Here is a 19,042-nt window from a genome sequence, read left to right on the forward strand (position 1 = left end):
TGTCGATGGAGCTCAGGCGGCCTGAACGCCGTCAAGAGCGGCGGCCGCGCCCAGCGCCAGCGGCTCGAAGATATGCGCCGCCAGATGCCGCACGACCGGGGCCGCCACGCCGTCGCCGGTCAGGTGATAGGCGTCGCTGTATTGCCGGGGCAGGATGTAGCTGTCCTTCAGCCCCATCAGCCGCGCCGTCTCCCGGGCCGAGATCAGGCGCGAACGAATTCGCCGCCCTTCGACAACCAGGATGACCTGTCGGCTGGACCCGCCCGCCGGCGTGCGCAGGCAGCCCGCCACGTCGTCAAAACGGACCTCGGCGCGCTGGACCTTGGCGCCCGTCTCATCGACACGGGTGCGGCGATAGACGCCGCCGACCATGCGGCGCCCGGCGCGGCGCGCGGCTGCTACCTTGGCCATATGGACCGGCGACATCATGTCGAGCAGCTTCTTCGTCTCGGGCTGCGTGTGCCAGGCGACGCTGGTGGGGCGGTCCTCGATGATGTCGGCGAAGGTGGCGATGCGGCGTTCGGGCGTCGGCACGTTCCACCACAGCAGGCGGTCGCGCACGTCCTGGGGCAGATCGCCCACCGCACGACGCAGGGCGCGGGTGTGGAAGGGCTCGATCGGTTCCGGCGACAGCAGCTCGGGCGCGACCTCCACGTCGGCGCGGACGCCGATGACGAACAGGCGCGGGCGCGACTGGGGCACGAACAGGTCGGCGTTGATGACCAGGGCGCCATAGCTGTAGCCGGCCTCGGCGAAGGTCCGGCAGATGGCCTCGAAATCCTTGCCGCCGTGCGACGTCAGGGCGCCGCAGACGTTCTCGACCGCCACAATGCGCGGGGCCCGGTCATCCGCGATCAGCCCGTGAATCAGGTCCCAGAAGGCGTAGAAGGTCCCGGAACGCTCGCCCTTCAGGCCGGCTCCAGCGCCCGCCAGCGACAGGTCCTGACAGGGAAAGGACCCCCACATCATGTCGGCGGTCCCCGGCAGTTGCGCCGGCTCCAGCGCGCGGATGTCGCCTACCGTCAGCTCGCCGCCGGTGCCCCAGTTGGCCTGATAGGAAAAGCCCTTCTTGGCGTCGAAATCATTGGCGAACAGGCAGGTCCAGTCGGCGCCCAGACCGGCGCGCACCATGCCGCCGCCGGCGAAGAATTCGTAGAAGCTGGGGGCCGAAGGGGGCGAATCGCGCATCCCGGCACTGTGACCCAGGCGGCCCTCCATTTCCACGCTCGCCACGCACGCCCTTGACGCCAGCGGGCAGGGGGCTACGAACCCCGGCCCGTCTCCCCGCAGGTTCTCCCCATGACGTCCGCGACGCCCGCCACCATCGGCATCGACTTCGGCACGACCAATACGGTGGTGTCGCTGACCCACGGCGACGGCCCGGCGACCCTGGTGCGGTTCCAGGCCGAGGAGAAGGACCTCTTCGCCTTCCGCTCGGCGCTCAGCTTCCAACTGCACGAAGCCCACGACGGCGGGGCGCCGGAGCGGGTCATCGAAGCTGGACCCTGGGCCATCGAGTCCTACGTCGAGGACCCGCTGGAGACCCGCTTCATCCAGTCGTTCAAGACCTTCGCCGCCAGCGCCGCCTTCACCGAGACGCGCATCGACAACCGCCGCTATCGCTTCGAGGACCTGCTGTCCGCCTTCCTGCTGCGACTGAAGCACCACGCCGGCGGGACGATGGACGCCCTGCCGCCGCGCATCATCGTCGGTCGGCCCGTGACCTTCGCGGGCGGCAATCCCGATGAGGCCCTGGCGCTGGAACGGTATGAAGCGGCCTTCGCCCGTCTGGGCTTCACCGACATCCGCTACGCCTACGAACCCGTCGGCGCGGCCTTCTTCTTTGCGCGCGAGCTGAAGCAGGACGCCAATGTCCTGGTCGCCGACTTCGGCGGCGGCACCAGCGACTTTTCCATCGTGCGGTTCGAACGGGCCGACGGCGCGCTGAAGTCCACGCCGCTGGCCCGGTCGGGCGTGGGCGTGGCGGGCGACGCCTTTGACTACCGGATCATCGACCAGCTTGTGTCGCCGGAACTGGGCAAGGGCAGCCTGTATCGGGCCTTCGACAACCGCCTGCCGATCCCGCAACGCTACTACAGCGCCTTTGCCCGCTGGGACCAACTGGCCCTGCTGCGCGCGTCGAAGGACATGCGCGACATTCGCGGCCTGGCCTCGACGGCGCTGGAGTCCGAGAAGATCGAACGCCTGATCGAGGTGTTGGACGACAACCACGGCTACGCCCTCTACCGCGCCGTCTCGGGCCTGAAAGAGGCCCTGTCGCGGGATGAAGAGGCGGTCTTCTCTTTCATCGCCGGATCGGTGCGGATCGAAAAGCCGGTCAAACGCGCGGATTTCGAGGTCTGGATCGCGCCTGAGCTTCAGGCCATGGAGGCCGCCGTCGACGAGGCCATGGCCCAGTCGGGTCTGGAGGGCCCGCAGATCGACCGCGTCTTCCTGACCGGCGGCACCTCCTTCGTCCCGGCGGTGCGCGACATCTTCATCCGCCGCTTCGGCGCCGACCGCATCGAGACCGGCGGCGAGTTTGAATCCATCGCCTCGGGCCTGGCCCTGATCGGCCGCGAAGCCGATCTGGACCTCTGGAGCCAGAAGGCGGCCTAGTCCCTGTCAGGCGCGCCCAGCGGGAAATAGGCGCGATAGGGCCGGGCCTCGTCCACCGCCCGCGCCATCGACGGTCGAGCCAGCAGCCGGGCGCGATAGGCCTTCAACGTCTTGAACCGCTCATCAATGGGATGGGTCCAGTCGGCGTAGAACAGCGCGGGCGCGGCGGCGCAGTCGGCCAGGCTGAAGCCGTGGTCGGTCGCCCATTCCCGCCCCGTCAGCCGTTCGTCCAGCCAGGCGTAGGTCGTGTCCAGCATCCGCTTCGCCTCGGCCACGCCATAGGGGTCGCGGTCCGCCTCGGTGCGGATCGCGTTAAAGACGACCTTCTGCTGCGGCGACGAGATATAGTTGTCGAACACCCGGTCCATCATCCGCACCTCTACGGCGGCGGCCGGATCGTCAGGAATCAGGCGTACTGGGCCGGGGTGATGCACGGCCAGATGCTCGATGATCGAAGTGGTCTCGACGATGGTGCGACCCTCGTCCTCCAGCACCGGAAACCGTTTCAGCGGCCACAAGGCCGCTAACTCGGCCATCGACGCCTCGTCCTCCAGGAGTTTGAACTCAAACGGCGTGTCGTTCTCATACAGCGCGATCAGCGCCTTCTGGCAGTAGGACGAGAAGGGGTGGGCGTAGAGCTTCATGGGCAATTCCTATCTCAAGCCCTCGTTGATCGCTTTTCTCCAGCTCGCATTGTTATCTACACGCGAGTGTGCCCAATCGATTTTGTCGCATCCGCCGTAGGCGCAGGCGATATCCTTTAAGGTCCGTGCAAGGGTATCGGGCATTTTGGGGCCGAAAACGACGCGTCGGATGAGGCTTGCGGGCATAGGTATAGTGTAAGTATCGGATGCCAACAGATCCTCTTCCCATGCAATGACGCGATATTCCTTCTCGTCCTTGAAGGTATCTCGTTTCAGGAAGGGGAGAACGTCGGTCTCGATTGGTCGAAGTTCACGGACCTCCTTCAGGTTCATGTATTTCATGGGGCCGTGGAGCACGGGCCAGCGTGCTCCATCACAAAAGGATTTGAACTCGTCTAGGTCAAAGAATAGGCACACGCCGTGTGATGAACCGGCAAACAGCTGCCAGTGATGGCCGGTCTCAGGCCCCTCAGTCATGCACAGTGCGAAGGCCTCACCCTCACCCTTTCGCCTACCGTACTCGTTCAGCCCGTAGGTGTCGTTCTGATCGAACCATGTTGCTGGCGACAATAGGGTCAACCGATTGTTCTTGATCATGTCCAATAGGGACAAAACGTCAGTGTATCGGCGCAGGTAAGGCATGGCCTAAAAGATAACAGCGGATTACCAAATAGCGATAGCGGTCACGCTTAGCCGCAACGGGTCGAAAGCGGAAACCCGCTTCAACTTGGCCTGCGCAATTTGACCCCTCCGCCTCCCGATGCCAGATCGCGGCCCTCAGCACGCGAGGGAGCGCCCCATGACCATCACCCTGTACGGCATCAAGGCCTGCGACACGATGAAGAAGGCGCGCGTCTGGCTGGACGGGCAGGGCGTGGACTACGCCTTTCATGACTACAAGGTCGCGGGCGCGAACAGGGCCGATCTGGAGCGCTGGATCGCCGAGCATGGCTGGGAGACGGTGCTGAACCGCGCCGGGACCACCTTCCGCAAGCTGCCGGACGCCGACAAGGCCGACCTGAACGCCGACAAGGCCGTGGCCCTGATGCTGGCCCAGCCGTCGATGATCAAGCGGCCGGTGCTGGACCTGGGCGACGGGCGGACCCTGGTCGGCTTCAAGCCCGAGCGCTACGCCGAGGCCTTAGGGGCCTAGTCCTCAACCTCGGTTTCCGGGCGGTCGTGGCCGTCCGCGCGCTCGGTGATCCACTGGCCCGAAGCGTCCTCGAACTCGATCCACGAGGTGCGGTCGGGCACCTGCTGCTCGCGCGAGACGGCGACGGCGGCGGCGCGTGCGGCGGCATGGGTGGCGAAGGTCTCGGAGAAACTGTCGCCCAGCTTGTAGGCCCAGCCGCCGTCGTGCGGGACGATGCGATAAACGATACGGGTCACGCGGTCTCCTTTACGCGAGAGCCGCCGTCGACAGGCGACGACGGCGGGACAAGAGCTGCAGGGTCACCCCCAGGATCAGCAGGACCAGGACCGTCAGCTGGAAGCCGACTACCAGAGGATCCTCGACGCCCGAGGCGACAGGATCACCCGCCGGCAACCGGGTCAGGGTCTCGGTGACGCTGGGCAGCAGCAGGGTGAAGTAGGAAATGCTGAGCGCGATGGTCTCGATCGACCAGCGATAGCGGGCCAGAGGCTTGATGAAGCCGACCGTCGCCCCGACGGTCAGCGAGATCAGGCTGAGCGCCGCCACTGCGGCTCCCGGCGGCGTGCGGATGACGAAGATCGCCGAGATCGCGCCGATGAACATGAAGACCAGATAGGCCTTGCCCAGTCGTGTGGCGGGATCGATTCGCCCGTGCATCAAAAGCAGGATCAGACCGATGGGCACGGCGGGCAGGCTGCCGAGCGTGTGAAACCAGCCCAGCGCAGAGAGTTGAGGCAGCATGGCGATACCTGGGGTTTGAAGGAAAGGATCAAAGCCACTGCACGCGCGAACGACGCCGCACCGTCACCGTTGATCGCCCCGCGCCCGCTGTCGAGTCACGCTGTGGTGACGACGCGCGCCGCCTTACAAAGAGTTCATGCGCGATCCTGCATCCGATCGGCGCGATCACCGCCTCTTGTTATCAGAAGGCCGCAGCGTCACGCTCGGCTGAACCATTCAAGAAGGGGCGAAACCCATGGACGGACTCGAAGTTCTCATTCCTCTGGCGCCATTCATCATGATCATTGCGATCGTGGTCGTGCCGGCCTGGCTCAAGAGCAAAGAGCGCAAGGAGATGCAGGCAACCCTGCGCTCTGCGATCGAAAAGGGGCAGCCGCTTCCGCCGGAAGTGATCGACTCGCTCAGCAAGGACAACATCAAACCGCCCGCGACGGCCGCGCGCGACCTCCGGGTCGGCGTCATTCTCCTGGCGGTCAGCCTGGGCATCGCCATCTTTGGCTATGCAGTCAGCTTCGCCGAGATGGACGCCTTTTATCCGATCAGCGGCATCGCCGCGATCCCCGGTATGATCGGTCTGGCCTTCATCGTTCTGAGCTTCTTCAACAAGAACAAGGGCTAAGGGCCGACGGAGAGGGGAAACCGTCATGGCCAAGCCTTTACGCGATCTGCACGATGTCGAGCTCGCCGCCCTGTCGGCGGCGGGCGGTCGTCGCGAGTTCGGAGAACTGGTGCGTCGTCACAGCTCGGCGGTCCGCGGTCTGCTGCGTCGGATGGGGGCGCAGCCCGCCCTGGCCGACGACGTGGCCCAGGACGCCTTCATGCTGGCGTTCGAGAAGTGCGCGGAGTTTCGCGGCGAAGGCACCTTCGGCGCCTGGATCAAGCGGATCGCCGCGCGCCTCTATCTCAAGCGTCGCTCGAAGGATGCTCGTTATGTGGCCGAGGTCGAGAACGACGAGGTCGCCCCTCCTGTCGACAGCGCCGGACGCATGGATCTGGACGAGGCGATGAAGGGGCTGACGGAAACCGAACGGCTGTGCGTCTCCCTGTGTCACGGGGCGGGCCTGTCCCATCCCGAAATCGCGGCCGCCATCAATTTGCCGCTTGGAACGGTGAAATCTCATGTCAAGCGTGGTCTGGATAAACTTCGGGCCCGGCTCCAGCCGGAACCGGTTGCCCACGGGAGCGCGTCCCATGTCGGTTGATGAGTTCGACCCTGCCATCGAGCGCCTGTTCTCCAGGGCTCCGGCCTTCGCCGATTCGGCGCAGTTCGAGGCCGGCGTGGCGGCCAAGCTGAACAAGTCGTCGCGTTTCAGGACTACGGCCCTGTCGATTGCGGGCCTGGTCGGGGGCGTCATCGCCGTTCGTGAGGTCATGAGCGTCGATTTCAACTTCGGTTCGTCGTCCGTGTCGGCCTCGGCGGGCTCGCAGCCCGCGACGCAGGGCCTGACCATGGCGGGCGTGGACGCCGCACAGGCCGCCCAATCCTTGCTGGATCGCGTCGGGGTGTCGGGACTGGACATGAGCAGCATGGGCGGAATGCAGCTGTTCTGGGCCACCGCCGGCGTGCTGGTCGCCCTGCTGGCGGCGGGCGTAGTGAAACTGTCTCAGGAAATCTGATCGCCGTTTTCCTGCCGAAGTCGCGACCTACTGCTGAAATTTCGGGTTGCGGCGTGAATGCCTGCGTTGCGGGCGCGACGACGACCCTCTAGGGTCGCGCCGATTTAGCGACCAGTCTTGGCAGCGGTTTTTGGGGCGACGTTTCGTGGTTGATGTCTTCGAACAGGTCGAGGAGGAGCTTCGCTCCGATCGATACAAGCGTATGGCTCGCACCTGGCTGCCGATCGGCGCCGGTCTGCTGGTCGTCGCCCTGGTGGCGGCCCTGGGCTGGTGGGGCTGGCAGAGCTACGTGACGAATCAGGCGGACAAGGCGTCCGCCGCCTATGATCGCGGCATGACCGCGCTCGAGGCCAACAACCCCTCGGGCGCCGACGCGGCCTTCGCCGAAGCCGCCAAGTCGGGCAACGGCGCCTACAAGGCGCTGGCCCTGATGCAGCAGGCCGGCATCGCCGTGACCGCCAACCGCACCCAGGACGCCGTCAAGCTGTTCGATGACGCAGCCAAGGCCGCCGGCGATCCCATCATCGCCGACGCCGCCGCCATCAAGGCCGCCTTCCTGCTGATGGACACCGCGCCTCTGGCCGACATCCAGTCGCGTCTTGAGCCGCTGGCCAACGACAAACGCCCGCTCCACGCCTTCGCCCAGGAAGCCCAGGCCATGGCTCTGCTGCAACATGGCAAGACCGCCGAGGCGCGTCAGATCTTCGTCCAGCTGCAACTGGGTCAGAACGTTCCCGACGACATCCGCCAGCGCGCCCAGGCGGGCGTCCAGGCGGTGGACGCCGGCACGGCCGCCAACCTGGGCGCCATTGTCCGCGCCGCCGTGGCCCAACCGGCGCCGACGGCGACGCCCGCAGCGGCTCAGCCGTCGGCGCCCGCTGCTCCTGCCGAAGCGGCCCCCGCCGCCGCTCGCCCGTAATCGACGCTTTCAGGACGCCCCGTATGAACCGAACGCTGAAAGTCGCCCTTCTGTGCGGTCTGGCCATGACCGTCGCATCCTGCGGCACGGTCCGTAACGCCCTGCCGTTCGGCCTGGGCGGCCAGAAGGAAGACGCCGCCAAGGCCACCGAGGGCCAGCGCATTTCGATTCTGGAGTTCGAGCAGCAGCTGGCGCCTTCGGCCGCCCTGTCGGGTCGCGACTTCTTCCTGCCGGGTCCGCAGGCCGCCACGGCCTGGACCCAACCGGGCGGCAACGCCGAAAACGCCGTCGAACACGTCATCGCCGCGCCCGAGTTCCGGGTCGCCTGGAAGCGCAACATCGGCGCCGGTTCCAGCCGCACGCGTCAGGTCATGGCTCCCGTCGTGGCTGACGCCGGCAAGGTCTTTGTTCTGGACGGCGAGGCCGGCGTGACCGCCGTCGACGCCGGCACCGGCGCGGTCCTGTGGAAGGCCGACGTCAAGGTCGACGAGGCCGACCGCGGTTCGCGCTTCCTCGGCATCGGTTTCGGCGGCGGTGCAGGCGGCGGCGGTTTCGGCGGGGGCGTGGCGGTCGGCGGCGGCAAGGTCTTCGTCTCGTCCGGCTATCGCAGCATGACCGCTCTGGACGCAGCGACCGGCGCTGTGGTCTGGACCTCGCGGGTCGATCTGCCGATCCACGGCGCACCGACCGTGGCGGGCCAGCGGGTCTTCGTCATCGACGTCGACAACCAGCTGATCGCCTTCAACGTCAACACGGGCCAGCAGGACTGGTCCTATCGCGGCATCACCGAGCCGGCCCGCATCATGCGTGCTTCCAGCCCGGCGGTCAGCGGCGACACGGTCCTGGCGCCCTTCTCCTCGGGCGAACTGGTCGCCCTGCGCGCCTCGAACGGCCAGCCCGTCTGGCAGGAAGTCCTGTCGCGCACCAGCCGCACCAGCGCCCTGTCCGAGATCCGCGACATCGCCGGCCGTCCGGTCGTCAGCCGTGGCTTCGTCTACGCCATCAGCCAGTCGGGCGTGCTGCAGTCGATGGACATCCGCTCGGGCCAGGCCAAGTGGTCCCTGCCGGTCGCGGGCGTCAATGCGCCTCTGCCCGTCGGCGACGTGGTCTATGTGGTGTCCAAGTCGGGCGAGTTGACCGTGGTCAACCGCGAGAACGGTCAGGTCTACTGGACGCGCGACCTCAATGAGGGTCGCGTCCGTCAGGAAGGCGGCGTTCTGGGCTTCGGCAAGCGCACCGTGCGTCCCACCTGGTCGGGGCCGATCCTGGCGTCCAACCGTCTGGTTCTGGTCAACTCGGACGGCGAGGCCGTGGCCTTCGATCCGAAGACCGGCGCCCAGCAGTCCAGCATCAAGCTGGGCGCGGAGGCCTACATCGCCCCCGCCGCCTATAACGGCGCCCTCTATGTCCTGACCGACAAGGGCGAGCTGGTCAGCATCCGCTGATCTTTTTTCTGAATTGAGTTAGAAAGCCGACATGGCTCTAAAAGTCGCCATCGTCGGCCGGCCCAACGTGGGCAAGTCGACACTGTTCAACCGACTCGTCGGCAAGCGCCTGGCGCTGGTCGATGACCGCCCGGGCGTGACCCGTGACCGTCGCTACGCCGACGGCAATATCGGCGATCTGGATCTGACGCTGATCGACACGGCCGGCTACGAAGACGTTACCGACGACAGCCTGGAAGCCCGGATGCGCGAGCAGACCGAGGCCGCGCTGGACGACGCCGAAGTCGTCATGTTCATGATGGATGCACGCGAAGGCGTGACCTCGCTGGACCGGATCTTCGCGGATCGTCTGCGCAAGGTGCACAAGCCGATCATCCTGCTGGCCAACAAGTCCGAAAGCCGTGAGAGCGGCGGCGGCGTCGGCGAGGCTCACGCTCTGGGCTTCGGTGAACCTGTCGCCATCTCGGCCGAGCACGGCGAGGGCATGGCGGACCTGTATCAGGCCCTGCTGGCTGCCTCGGCTGACATCTTCGTCGAGGAGATCGACGAGCCGGACAAGCCGATCCGCATCGCCATCATCGGTCGCCCCAACGCCGGCAAGTCCACCCTGATCAACCGTATGCTGGGCGAGGACCGCCTGCTGACCGGCCCCGAGGCGGGCATCACCCGCGACTCGATTTCGGTGGACTGGGAATACGAAGGTCAGGCCATCCGCTTCGTCGACACCGCCGGCATGCGCCGCAAGGCTCGCGTTCAGGAGAAGCTGGAGAAGCTGTCGGTCGCCGACACCATCCGCGCCATCACCTTCGCCGAGGTGGTCGTCCTGGTGATGGACAAGGACGACGCCTTCGATACCCAGGACCTGCAACTGGCCGACCTGGTCGAGCGCGAAGGCCGCGCCCTGGTTTACGTCGCCTCCAAATGGGACCTGGAAGAACAGCCCCAGGCCAAGATGGCCGAGCTGAAATCCCTGGCGGAAAACAAGCTGCCGCAGTTGAAGGGTTCGCCCTTCGTCGCCCTGTCGTCCCACAATGGTCGCGGTGTCGACCGGCTGATGCCGGCGATCATCAAGGCCTATGAAACCTGGTCGGTGAAGGTCAAGACCAAGGACCTCAACACCTGGCTGTCCATGGCCACTCAGAGGCACCCGCCGCCCGCCGTCAACGGCAAGCGCGTGAAGCCGAAATACATGGCCCAGACCAAGGCCCGTCCGCCCACCTTCGTGCTGATGGCCAGCCGCGCCTCGGACATGCCCGAGCATTATCAGCGCTATCTGGTGAACAGCCTGCGCGAGAGCTTTGACCTGCCCGGCACGCCGATCCGGCTGACGGTCAAGTCCAGCGCGCCCAACCCCTATGCCGAGGGCGGCGCCAAGTCCGGACCCGAACGCTACAAGGGCGACGCCAAGACCGCGCCGCGCAAGGTGCTGAAGGCCGAGAAGGCCGCCGAGGCCCTGTCCAACCTGCCCGGCAAGGCGCTGGAACAGAAGAAGTCGGGCATCAAGCCCAAGGTGAAGGCCCTGGGCGGCCTCAAGGCCAGCTCCAGCAAGAAGGCGGGCCAGTCCATCGCGATCCAGAAGGGCGCCCGCGGCGGCGCTCGCCAGGTGTCGCGCTCCGGCCGGGTCCGCACCGGCCAGAAGCACGCGCCCAAGAAGTAGGGTTCGGACGTCACGGTCCGAAAAGGTTGAGGGGGCGAGCGGTCGGCGGCGACGGTTCGCCCTTTTTCCTGACCGACGCGCGATTCAGCCCTGACGGACTCTTCGCGTCCGGGAGTTCACGGGAACGACGCGGGCCGGCGCGTCCTGATCACCGATGACCGCCTTCAGGGCCAGGGCCACGAACAGCACCCAGCGGATGTTGTGCCAGTTCATGGTGATGCTCTCGGTCAGCATGGTCAGGGTATAGGCCGTCATCATCGGCATCAGCAGCCATCCCGAGGGCCGCGCATAGGCTGACCACAGGGCGCGCCCCCACATCTCGATCATCCAGGCGCCCAGCAGGATGACGCCTGGAATGCCCAGCGCCAGATAGACCTCCAGCCAGCCGCTGTGGGCATGGGCTGCGCTGAACTTGGCTTCGTGGGCGATCCAGGCCTTGGCTCCGCCGGGCGAGGCGTCGTCCCAAACCACGCCATAGCCGAATCCGGTCCACGGCCGTTGCTGCATCTGGTGCATGATGCCGCTCCAGATCTCGGTGCGCCCGGTCAGGGTCGCGTCCTTGCCCAGCAGGTCGAAGATCAGGTCGCTGCGCGTCGCCACGATCAGCAGGGCGGCACAAACAACCACGATGGCCAACCAGGTGCCGACGATGGCGCGCTTAGGCCCCGCCTGAACCAGACCTACGAAACCCATGCTGGCGAAGGACAGGATCAGCACCACCAGCCCCGTCTTGGATGTCGACAGGATCACCAGCCCGGCGGCGATGGCGGCCCCCACAAGCCACATTCGCCGCCTCTGCGGGACCATGACGGCGGCCGCGGCCATGCAGATGGCGGCCAGTCCCATGTTCTCGCCCAAGGCGTTCTTTTCGAGCCACAGGCCGCGCCAGGCGCCGGGGAACAGCTCATGCATCCGTCCCAGGTCCGGCAACAGAGCGCCCAGGAACAGCGAGGCGATCATCAGCACGCCCATGGCGCTGGCAAGGATCTCGGTCAGGGTGGTCCACCGCCAGCGCGCCGCCAGGGCGACCCCGCCCAGGGTCGTGAAGACGAGGGCCAGGACACGGCGCAGCGTCACGTCGGGCATGGTCGACCAGGCCACGGACGCCGTGGTCAGCAGCAGCAGCAGGATCAGCAACGGCGAACCGGCCAGCGCTCTCAGGGCCGTTCCGGGTCGGATCAGGAAGAGCCCGAGCGCCAGGCCATAGGCGGGATAGAAGCCGTTGCGCAGGAAGTCAGCCGATCGGGCGCCGTAGCCTGTCATGGGCGCGGCCCAGGCCTGGGAGTAGATCAGCACGATCATCACCGAGGCCAGGAAGGCCAGGATGTCGCCATAGGGGGTGGCGCGCGCCACCGGGCTCGGACGGGATGCGGCCTCGGCCGCGCGTCGAACGCTTCGTCCTGTCGGTCCTGCAAGCCGGCCCCCCGACGACTGGATCGACATGGGCCGAGCCCTAGGCCAGGGCGTCCGCCGACTGGCCGTGCTTCCAATCCTTGAAGCTGACGGTCAGGGGCGGCGAGCGGTCAGGGCGGGTCAGTTCGACCATCAGGGGGCCGATCTCCGAAGGATGAGGCAGGACCTCGGGATCTTCGCCCGGGAAGGCCTGGGCGCGCAACTGGGTGCGCATCCGGCCGGGATCCAGGATCGTGGCGCGGACCGGCGTGCTTTCGATTTCGTCCGCCCAGCATTTGACCAGGGCCTCGGCCCCGGCCTTGGTCGCCGCATACATGCCCCAGAAGGCGCGCGGGTTGGCCGCGACGCTGGTGGTCAGATAGACGGCGCGACCGGCGTCCGAGGCGCGCAGCAAGGGCTCCAGCGAGCGGATCAGGCGATAGACGCCGGTGAAGTTGATCTTCTCGATCTTGGCGAACTCGCGCGGTTCGGCGTGGGCGACCGGCGTCAGGCCCGACGGCCCCATGGTCGCGGCCGCCTGAATCCAGATGTCCAGCTTGCCGAAACGCTCGAACAGGGCGCCGCCCAGACGGTCGATGGCGCCGCCGTCCACCAGGTCGAACGGGACCAGGGTGGCGTGTTGTCCGGTGGCGGCGAAGATGGCGTCGTCCAGCTCTTCCAGCCCGCCCTGGGTGCGGGCGGTCGCCACCACGTGGGCGCCGGCCTTGGCCAGGGCCAGGGCGGTTTCGTAGCCGATGCCGCGCGAGGCGCCGACGACAAGGGCGATACGGTTGGCGAGGGGAAGGGAAGCGTGTTCGGACATGGCCCGCTGATAGCGCGCCCCGCCGCCGGGCGAAAGGCTCAGTTCAGTAACCCGGCGCAGGCTGCCACAGGCTGAAGCTGACGCCCTGATCATCGGCCACGACGGCCGATAGGCCTGACGGGCTTTCGGCCGGCATGGCGGCGTGTCCGCCCAGTTCCTTCACGCGGGCGCAGACGGCGTGAATGTCGTCCACGCGGAAGTAGAGGTGCGGAAAGGCGCGATGCTCGCCCTTGGTGATGCCGAACGCCGGATCCGACCCGTTGACGTGGGCGTAGGTCGGGTGGGAGCTGTCGTCGTCGAACGTCCAGCCGAACAGGCTCGCGTAAAAGGCGCGGGCCTTTTCGATGTCGGGCGTGTCGAGCGTGAAGTAGCCGAGCTGGATCATCCAGCCTTAAGCGGTCACCAGCAGGGAAAGTTGCGAACCGCGAGCATCGCGGCCGCCTTCTTCGATTTCACGGTCCACCAGACGGGTCGGATAGTCTCCGGTGAAGTAGTGATCCGTGAACTGCGGCTGCGCCGGATCGCGCGGGCCCACGCCCATGGCGTCGTACAGGCCGTCGATGGACAGGAAGCCCAGCGAATCGACTTCCAGAATGGCGCGCATCTCGTCCATCGTATGGGTCGCGGCCATCAGCTGCGTCCGCTCCGGCATGTCGATGCCGTAGAAGTCGGGGAAGAGGATCTGCGGGCTGGCCGAGCGCAGGTGAACCTCCTTGGCTCCGGCCGCGCGAACGGCGCGGACCAGCTTCAGCGAGGTGGTGCCGCGCACGATGGAGTCGTCGATCAGCACGACGCGCTTGCCTTCCAGCGCCGCACGGTTGGGGCTGTGCTTCATGCGCACGCCCTTCTGCCGGGCGCCCTGGCTGGGCTGAATGAAGGTGCGGCCCAGATAGTGGCTGCGGATGATGCCCATCTCGTAGGGGATGCCGCTTTCCTGGGCGTAACCCAGAGCCGCCGGCACGCCCGAGTCCGGCACAGGCACGACCACATCGGCCTCGACCTGGAACTCGCGCGCCAGACGACGGCCCATTTCCTTGCGGACGTTATAGACCGAGCGGCCGTTCACCACGCTGTCGGGGCGGGCGAAATAGACATATTCGAACAGGCAGGGGCGGGCGGCGCGAACCGGGAAGGGCTTGATCGAGGTCAGGCCTTCCTCGTCGATCACGACCACTTCGCCGTGCTCGACATCGCGGATGAAGGTGGCGCCGATGGTGTCCAGCGCGCAGGTCTCGGACGCCAGCACCCAGGCCTCGCCGACCTTGCCCAGCACCAGCGGGCGGATGCCCAGAGGGTCGCGGGCACCGATCATCTTGTAGCGGGTCTGGGCGACCAGGGCGTAGCCGCCCTCGATCCGGCCCAGGGCGTCGATGAAGCGTTCGACGATCTTGGCCTTACGGCTGCGGGCGATCAGGTGAAGGATGGCCTCGGAGTCCGACGTGGACTGGAAGATAGCGCCTTCCGACACGAGCTGCGCGTGCAGGTATTTGAAATTCGTCAGGTTGCCGTTGTGGGCGATGGCGATGCCGCCCTGATCCAGGTCGGCGAACATCGGCTGGATGTTGCGCAGGAAGCTGCCGCCGGCGGTGGAATAGCGCGTGTGGCCGACCGCGGCGCCGCCGGGCAGGCGGGTGGTCAATTCCGCGTTGCCGAAGGCCTCTCCCACCAGACCCATGTGACGCTCGGTGTAGAAACGCTCGTCATGGACGCTGGCGATGCCGCAGGCTTCCTGGCCGCGATGCTGCAGGGCGTGCAGGCCCAGCGCCACGATGGACGAGGCCTCGTTCTCGGGAGCCCCCCAAACGCCGCAGACGCCGCACTCCAACCGCAGTTGGTCGTCCTCCGGCTCACGCCAGTGTTCGCGGTGAACGATGGGATCGGCGATATGGTGGCGCATCGTCAGGCTCCGATGACCGGGACAGGATAACTCAGGCGGCGGCGCCGCGCACGTAGTCCGCCATTGCGTCGAGGGCAAGGCTCATTGATCGGAAAACCCTTCGCGGACGGAAGATCCGACCACCGGGGTCAGGGCGTCGGCGCCCTTTCCGAGCGTCGGCAGCACAGCCTGGATGGCTCTGGCCGAGCCTTCGCTGAGCGGCGACAGGGCCGCGCCCGTCAGCCAGCGCGGGGGATTGTCCGCCATGACGCCCATCAGCGTCAGGTGCACAGCGCCGATCAGGGCGAGCGCCCGAACCGCGCCCAGCGCGAGACCGAACACCTGATCGAAGGCCCCGAGGGCGTTGCCGCGCGCGCCCTTGGAAACGGCGGCCCCCAGGAAGCGCAGGCCGAAATAGAGAATCAGAAAGGTCAGGCCCACGGCCAGCACCGACCCGGCCCAGTCGGGATCGACCAGCGACCGCCCGAACGGCGCGGTCCAGGGCAGGGTGATCAGGGCCAGCAGTCCGGCCAGGAAGAAGCTGAACAAGGCCGTCAGCTCGCGCACGCCGCCCCGGAACCACCCGGCGGCGCCGGAGGCCAGAAGCACAAGGATGACAAAGACGTCGTAGCCGGTCACGCGCGCTGCAATCGCTGGAGGGAAGAGGTCCGCTTCAATAGCGGTTCTGGGAGATTCGCTCGACCACCTCGGTCAGCAGCCCGGCGGTCGTGACGGCCACGTCGCCCTTCTTGACCTTGTCCTTGGCCTGGGCCGGGGCCAGGGCGCGGTCGAAGCCGAGCTTCTGCGCCTCCCGCAACCGCGCCTCGGCGCGATTGACGGCGCGGACCTCGCCCGACAGGCCGATCTCGCCGAAGACGACGCAGCCCTGCGGCAGGGGCATGTCCAGCGCCGAGGAAATCAGGGCGGCGGCGGCGGCCAGGTCGGCGGCGGGCTCGCTGATCCGCAAGCCCCCCGCGATGTTCAGATAGACGTCCTTGTCCCCGAAGCCGAGACCGCAGCGCGCCTCCAGAACGGCCAGCAGCATGGCCAGCCGCCCGTTGTCCCAGCCCACGACCGCGCGGCGCGGCGTGCCGTAGGCGGACGGCGCGACCAGGGCCTGTATCTCGACCAGCACCGGGCGCGATCCCTCGATGCCTGCAAAGACGGCTGCGCCGGGCGCCCGCTCCTTGCCTTCGCCGAGGAAGAGGGCGGAGGGGTTTGTCACCTCGCGCAGGCCGACGTCGCTCATCTCGAAGACGCCGATCTCGTCGGTGGCGCCGAAACGGTTCTTGCCGGCGCGCAGGATGCGGAAGGGGTAGCCGCGCTCGCCCTCGAAGCTGAGGACGGCGTCGACCATGTGTTCCACGACGCGCGGTCCGGCGATCTGGCCGTCCTTGGTGACGTGGCCGACCAGGACGATGGCCGGACCGCCGTCCTTGGCCAGCCGCACCAGTTCGGCGGCGCAGGCGCGAACCTGGGTCACCGAGCCGGGGCCGGCCTCGTGGGCGTCGGACCACAGGGTCTGGATGGAGTCGATGATGACGATGTCGAACTTGTCGCGCTTCAGCGTCGTCAGGATTTCGCGAAGCGCCGTGGCCGACGCGAGCGACACGGCGGCGTCGGCCACGCCCATGCGCTTGGCGCGGGCGCGGATCTGCTCGATGGCTTCTTCGCCCGAGATATAGGCCACGCGCGCGCCGTTGCGGGCGGCCTTGGCCGTGACCTCCAGCAGCAGGGTCGACTTGCCCACGCCGGGGTCGCCGCCCAGCAGGATGGCCGAGCCCGGCACCACGCCGCCGCCGCAGACGCGGTCGAACTCGGTCACGCCGGTGACGATGCGGGGCGGCTCGGGCGTGTCGGACTGCAGGGTTTCGAACGTCAGGCCGCGCCCGCGCGCGGTCGAGGCGGGCTTCATCGCGCCGGGCGGGGCCGACTTCGACTCCTCGGACAGGCTGTTCCACTCGCCGCAGGCGGAGCACTGCCCCGACCACTTGGAATGAACCGCCCCGCAGGACTGACAGACATAGAGAAGGGTGTCGCGCGCCATGCTCATGACCTAGCAGGAATCGCGGCGCGGGCGAGGGGCCATACGTCGTCCTGCGTCCGGGTCTGACGCAGGCGAGGCGCGCGGCTTGCATCCAACCTCATATCCCCGTCATCCTGCCAAGCTATAGCGTCGTTACGACTCAACCCCGCCGAGGCCTTCATGACCGCTCCCAACCCGCCCGCCATTGATCCGGGCCTCGTCGCCCGCGTGCAGAACATCCTGATGCGGCCCAAGTTGGAATGGCCGGTCATCGAGGCCGAATACGCCACGACGCGCAGCCTGTTCGCCCGCTACGCCATGCTGCTGGCGGCCATCGGCCCGGTGGCCGGGCTGATCGGGGGGCAGCTCTTCCCGATCTCGATTTTCGGTTCGGTGATGCGCACGCCGATGGTCGGCGGCCTGCTGGGCGCCATCATCACCTGGGGCCTGTCCCTGCTGTCGGTCTTCGTGCTGGGCCTGATCATCGACGCCCTGGCCCCCAGCTTCAACGGCACGAAGGACAAGGTGCAGGCGATGAAGGTCGCCGTCTATTCGATGACCGCCGCCTGGGTCGCCTCCATCTTCAACCTCTTCCCGGCCCTAGCCTGGCTGGGCGGGCTGCTGGGCCTCTATGGCTTCTACCTGCTCTATCTCGGCCTGCCGGTCCTGATGAAGACCTCGCCGGACAAGGCGCTGGGCTACACCATCGTCGTCGTCGTCGCCGCCATCGTGCTGTGGATGGTGGTCAGCGCCATCGCCGCCGGCGTCGTCGCCAGCTTTGTGGTCGGGACCATCGGCCTCAGCGCGCTGGCGCTCAGCTAAATCAGCCGACGTAGAGACGCGGCACGCGCGGCGTGATCGAGGTCAGCATTTCATAGCTGATGGTTCCCGCCGCCGTCGCCGCGTCGTCCACCAGACGATTGGCGCCAAAGATCTCGACGGTGTCCCCGGCCGCCACGTCCAGGCCGGTGACGTCCACCGCCAGCACGTCCATCGACACCCGGCCGATGATAGGGCGAAGCTCCCCGGCCACCCAGACCTGCCCGTGCGGACTGTTGCTGCGCATCACGCCGTCGGCATAGCCGGTCCCGCAGGTCGCCACCCGCATCGGCGTTTCGGCGCGATAGCCCTGAGAATAGCCAACGGTTTCACCCGCCGGCACGTCGCGCACCTGCATGATCTGGGCGTTCAGCGTGGCCACAGGGGCGATCCGGCTGTCCGGCCGACCCTCGGGGCCGCCGCCGAACAGGCAGATGCCCGGACGCGCCACGTCAAAGGCGAAATCCGGCCCCAGGAAGCAGCCGCCCGAGTTGGCGAAGGATCGCGTCGCGCCGGGATAGCGGGTGACCGCCGCCGCATAGGCGTCGCGCTGGGCGCGGTTCAGCGGGTGGACGGGCTCGTCGGCGCAGGCCAGATGGGTCATCACCAGTTCCAGACCCTCGAACGACTCTGGCGCGTCCTCGACCCGAAAGCCCAGCCGGTTCATGCCGGTGTCCAGTTGCAGACCGCAGGCGCCGCCGCCCGCCGCCGTCCAGGCGTCGATCTGGCCGGGCTGGTTCAGCACCGGCCGCAGGTTGGCCGCCTTGATCACTCCCGCGGACGATCCGTGACACCCGTCCAGCACATAGATCACGGGTTCGGTCCCGAGTGCCTCGCGCAGCAGAACGCCTTCGGCCGCCCGCGCCACGAAGAAGGTCCGCGCGCCCTCGGCCATCAATCGTCTGGCCACGGCGGCGGCGCCCAGGCCGTAACCGTCGGCCTTGACGACCGGATTGACCGGCACGCCGATCAGCCCCTGAAGCGTGTGGAAATTGCGCGCCAGAGCGCTCAGGTCGACGGAAAGGGAGGCGGGCAGGGACATGAACCCCTTATGCCGCAAGTTTCGTGCGGCGCCAGCGGATTTGGATCAGATCACGATCCGGACGGCCATCCTCGTTCCGGAATGCGCGCTGTCAGACGCCAGCTCGCCTATCAGCCCGTTTCAATCGCTTGAACGGCTCGGGATTGCGCCCGATCCGCGTCGATCTGCGCGCCGCAGTTCGTCCATGGCCTAGATTGGCGCTCCCGGTCTTTGACATCGCTATCCGCCCGGCGCCGCCTCCGTCCCGTCAGCGCGCGCTGTATAACATA

At 67.3% G+C, this 19,042-nt stretch carries 21 protein-coding genes; 9 read left to right on the forward strand and 12 right to left on the reverse strand.

Annotated features, from left to right (window positions below):
* Positions 1-12 precede the first annotated feature (12 nt).
* Positions 13-1,188, reverse strand: a complete 1,176-nt coding sequence (locus B4A39_RS10255) for a DNA cytosine methyltransferase (protein ID WP_292036230.1) — start codon at positions 1,186-1,188, stop codon at positions 13-15.
* A 111-nt stretch (positions 1,189-1,299) separates the two neighbouring features.
* Here B4A39_RS10255 and B4A39_RS10260 point away from each other — a divergent pair, with 111 nt between their 5' ends.
* Positions 1,300-2,619: an Hsp70 family protein gene (locus tag B4A39_RS10260; RefSeq protein ID WP_292036234.1), complete on the forward strand. Its 1,320-nt coding sequence runs from the start codon at positions 1,300-1,302 to the stop codon at positions 2,617-2,619.
* Here the strand turns inward: B4A39_RS10260 and B4A39_RS10265 are convergent.
* Entirely contained in the window at positions 2,616-3,263 is a 648-nt protein-coding gene (locus B4A39_RS10265) for a glutathione S-transferase family protein (protein WP_312217472.1), read from the reverse strand. The genes B4A39_RS10260 and B4A39_RS10265 overlap by 4 nt on opposite strands.
* Before the next feature lie 9 nt (positions 3,264-3,272).
* Entirely contained in the window at positions 3,273-3,860 is a 588-nt protein-coding gene (locus tag B4A39_RS10270) for a DUF2971 domain-containing protein (RefSeq protein ID WP_292036241.1), read from the reverse strand.
* A 202-nt stretch (positions 3,861-4,062) separates the two neighbouring features.
* Here B4A39_RS10270 and B4A39_RS10275 point away from each other — a divergent pair, with 202 nt between their 5' ends.
* Positions 4,063-4,416 carry an ArsC family reductase gene (locus B4A39_RS10275; protein ID WP_292036244.1) on the forward strand — a complete coding sequence of 118 codons (354 nt, stop codon included), beginning with the start codon at positions 4,063-4,065 and terminating at the stop codon, positions 4,414-4,416.
* Here B4A39_RS10275 and B4A39_RS10280 read toward each other — a convergent pair.
* Together B4A39_RS10280 and B4A39_RS10285 are read right to left on the reverse strand one after the other, a co-directional pair.
* Positions 4,413-4,652: a DUF2188 domain-containing protein gene (locus tag B4A39_RS10280; RefSeq protein WP_292036247.1), complete on the reverse strand. Its 240-nt coding sequence runs from the start codon at positions 4,650-4,652 to the stop codon at positions 4,413-4,415. The two genes, B4A39_RS10275 and B4A39_RS10280, sit on opposite strands and share 4 nt — an antisense overlap.
* Positions 4,653-4,662: 10 nt before the next feature.
* Positions 4,663-5,157, reverse strand: coding sequence for a hypothetical protein (locus B4A39_RS10285; RefSeq protein ID WP_292036250.1), 495 nt, complete (start codon positions 5,155-5,157; stop codon positions 4,663-4,665).
* 235 nt (positions 5,158-5,392) lie between these two features.
* Here B4A39_RS10285 and B4A39_RS10290 point away from each other — a divergent pair, with 235 nt between their 5' ends.
* The 6 genes from B4A39_RS10290 (at position 5,393) to der (ending at position 10,795) form a co-directional block, all read left to right on the forward strand.
* Positions 5,393-5,776 carry a DUF6249 domain-containing protein gene (locus B4A39_RS10290; RefSeq protein WP_292036253.1) on the forward strand — a complete coding sequence of 128 codons (384 nt, stop codon included), beginning with the start codon at positions 5,393-5,395 and terminating at the stop codon, positions 5,774-5,776.
* A 25-nt stretch (positions 5,777-5,801) separates the two neighbouring features.
* Positions 5,802-6,359 carry an RNA polymerase sigma factor gene (locus B4A39_RS10295; RefSeq protein ID WP_292036255.1) on the forward strand — a complete coding sequence of 186 codons (558 nt, stop codon included), beginning with the start codon at positions 5,802-5,804 and terminating at the stop codon, positions 6,357-6,359.
* Complete coding sequence (locus B4A39_RS10300; protein WP_292036258.1) at positions 6,349-6,774, forward strand: hypothetical protein; 426 nt, start codon at positions 6,349-6,351, stop codon at positions 6,772-6,774. The genes B4A39_RS10295 and B4A39_RS10300 overlap by 11 nt, the downstream gene beginning before the upstream one ends.
* Before the next feature lie 145 nt (positions 6,775-6,919).
* Positions 6,920-7,693 (forward strand): tetratricopeptide repeat protein, encoded by a 774-nt coding sequence (locus B4A39_RS10305; RefSeq protein WP_292036261.1) that lies wholly within the window; start codon positions 6,920-6,922, stop codon positions 7,691-7,693.
* A gap of 23 nt (positions 7,694-7,716) precedes the next feature.
* Positions 7,717-9,138, forward strand: a complete 1,422-nt coding sequence (locus B4A39_RS10310) for a PQQ-like beta-propeller repeat protein (RefSeq protein WP_292036264.1) — start codon at positions 7,717-7,719, stop codon at positions 9,136-9,138.
* Positions 9,139-9,169: 31 nt separating this feature from the next.
* The gene (der, locus tag B4A39_RS10315; RefSeq protein ID WP_292036266.1) at positions 9,170-10,795 is read left to right on the forward strand and encodes a ribosome biogenesis GTPase Der; all 1,626 of its coding nucleotides are present in this window, start codon (positions 9,170-9,172) and stop codon (positions 10,793-10,795) included.
* Between the two features lie 84 nt (positions 10,796-10,879).
* Here the strand turns inward: der and B4A39_RS10320 are convergent, their stop codons facing one another.
* From B4A39_RS10320 to radA, 6 genes are all read right to left on the reverse strand, one after another.
* Positions 10,880-12,148, reverse strand: coding sequence for an O-antigen ligase family protein (locus B4A39_RS10320; protein WP_292036268.1), 1,269 nt, complete (start codon positions 12,146-12,148; stop codon positions 10,880-10,882).
* Positions 12,149-12,248: 100 nt separating this feature from the next.
* Positions 12,249-13,010: an SDR family NAD(P)-dependent oxidoreductase gene (locus B4A39_RS10325; protein WP_292036271.1), complete on the reverse strand. Its 762-nt coding sequence runs from the start codon at positions 13,008-13,010 to the stop codon at positions 12,249-12,251.
* A gap of 43 nt (positions 13,011-13,053) precedes the next feature.
* Positions 13,054-13,395, reverse strand: coding sequence for a VOC family protein (locus B4A39_RS10330; RefSeq protein ID WP_292036274.1), 342 nt, complete (start codon positions 13,393-13,395; stop codon positions 13,054-13,056).
* A gap of 6 nt (positions 13,396-13,401) precedes the next feature.
* The gene (gene purF / locus B4A39_RS10335) at positions 13,402-14,907 is read right to left on the reverse strand and encodes an amidophosphoribosyltransferase (protein ID WP_292036277.1); all 1,506 of its coding nucleotides are present in this window, start codon (positions 14,905-14,907) and stop codon (positions 13,402-13,404) included.
* 81 nt (positions 14,908-14,988) lie between these two features.
* Positions 14,989-15,525, reverse strand: a complete 537-nt coding sequence (locus B4A39_RS10340) for a CvpA family protein (RefSeq protein ID WP_292036279.1) — start codon at positions 15,523-15,525, stop codon at positions 14,989-14,991.
* 34 nt (positions 15,526-15,559) lie between these two features.
* Positions 15,560-16,933: a DNA repair protein RadA gene (gene radA / locus B4A39_RS10345; protein WP_292036282.1), complete on the reverse strand. Its 1,374-nt coding sequence runs from the start codon at positions 16,931-16,933 to the stop codon at positions 15,560-15,562.
* Positions 16,934-17,092: 159 nt separating this feature from the next.
* On the opposite strand from radA, the gene B4A39_RS10350 reads away from it, so the two are divergent.
* Complete coding sequence (locus B4A39_RS10350) at positions 17,093-17,734, forward strand: YIP1 family protein (RefSeq protein ID WP_292036285.1); 642 nt, start codon at positions 17,093-17,095, stop codon at positions 17,732-17,734.
* Between the two features lies 1 nt (position 17,735).
* On the opposite strand, the gene alr is transcribed toward B4A39_RS10350, so the two are convergent.
* A complete protein-coding gene (gene alr / locus B4A39_RS10355; protein ID WP_292036287.1) occupies positions 17,736-18,773 on the reverse strand; it encodes an alanine racemase in 1,038 nt (345 codons plus the stop codon).
* Positions 18,774-19,042: the final 269 nt, after the last annotated feature.

It is taken from the genome of Brevundimonas sp. UBA4553 (assembly GCF_002387245.1).
Lineage (GTDB): Bacteria > Pseudomonadota > Alphaproteobacteria > Caulobacterales > Caulobacteraceae > Brevundimonas.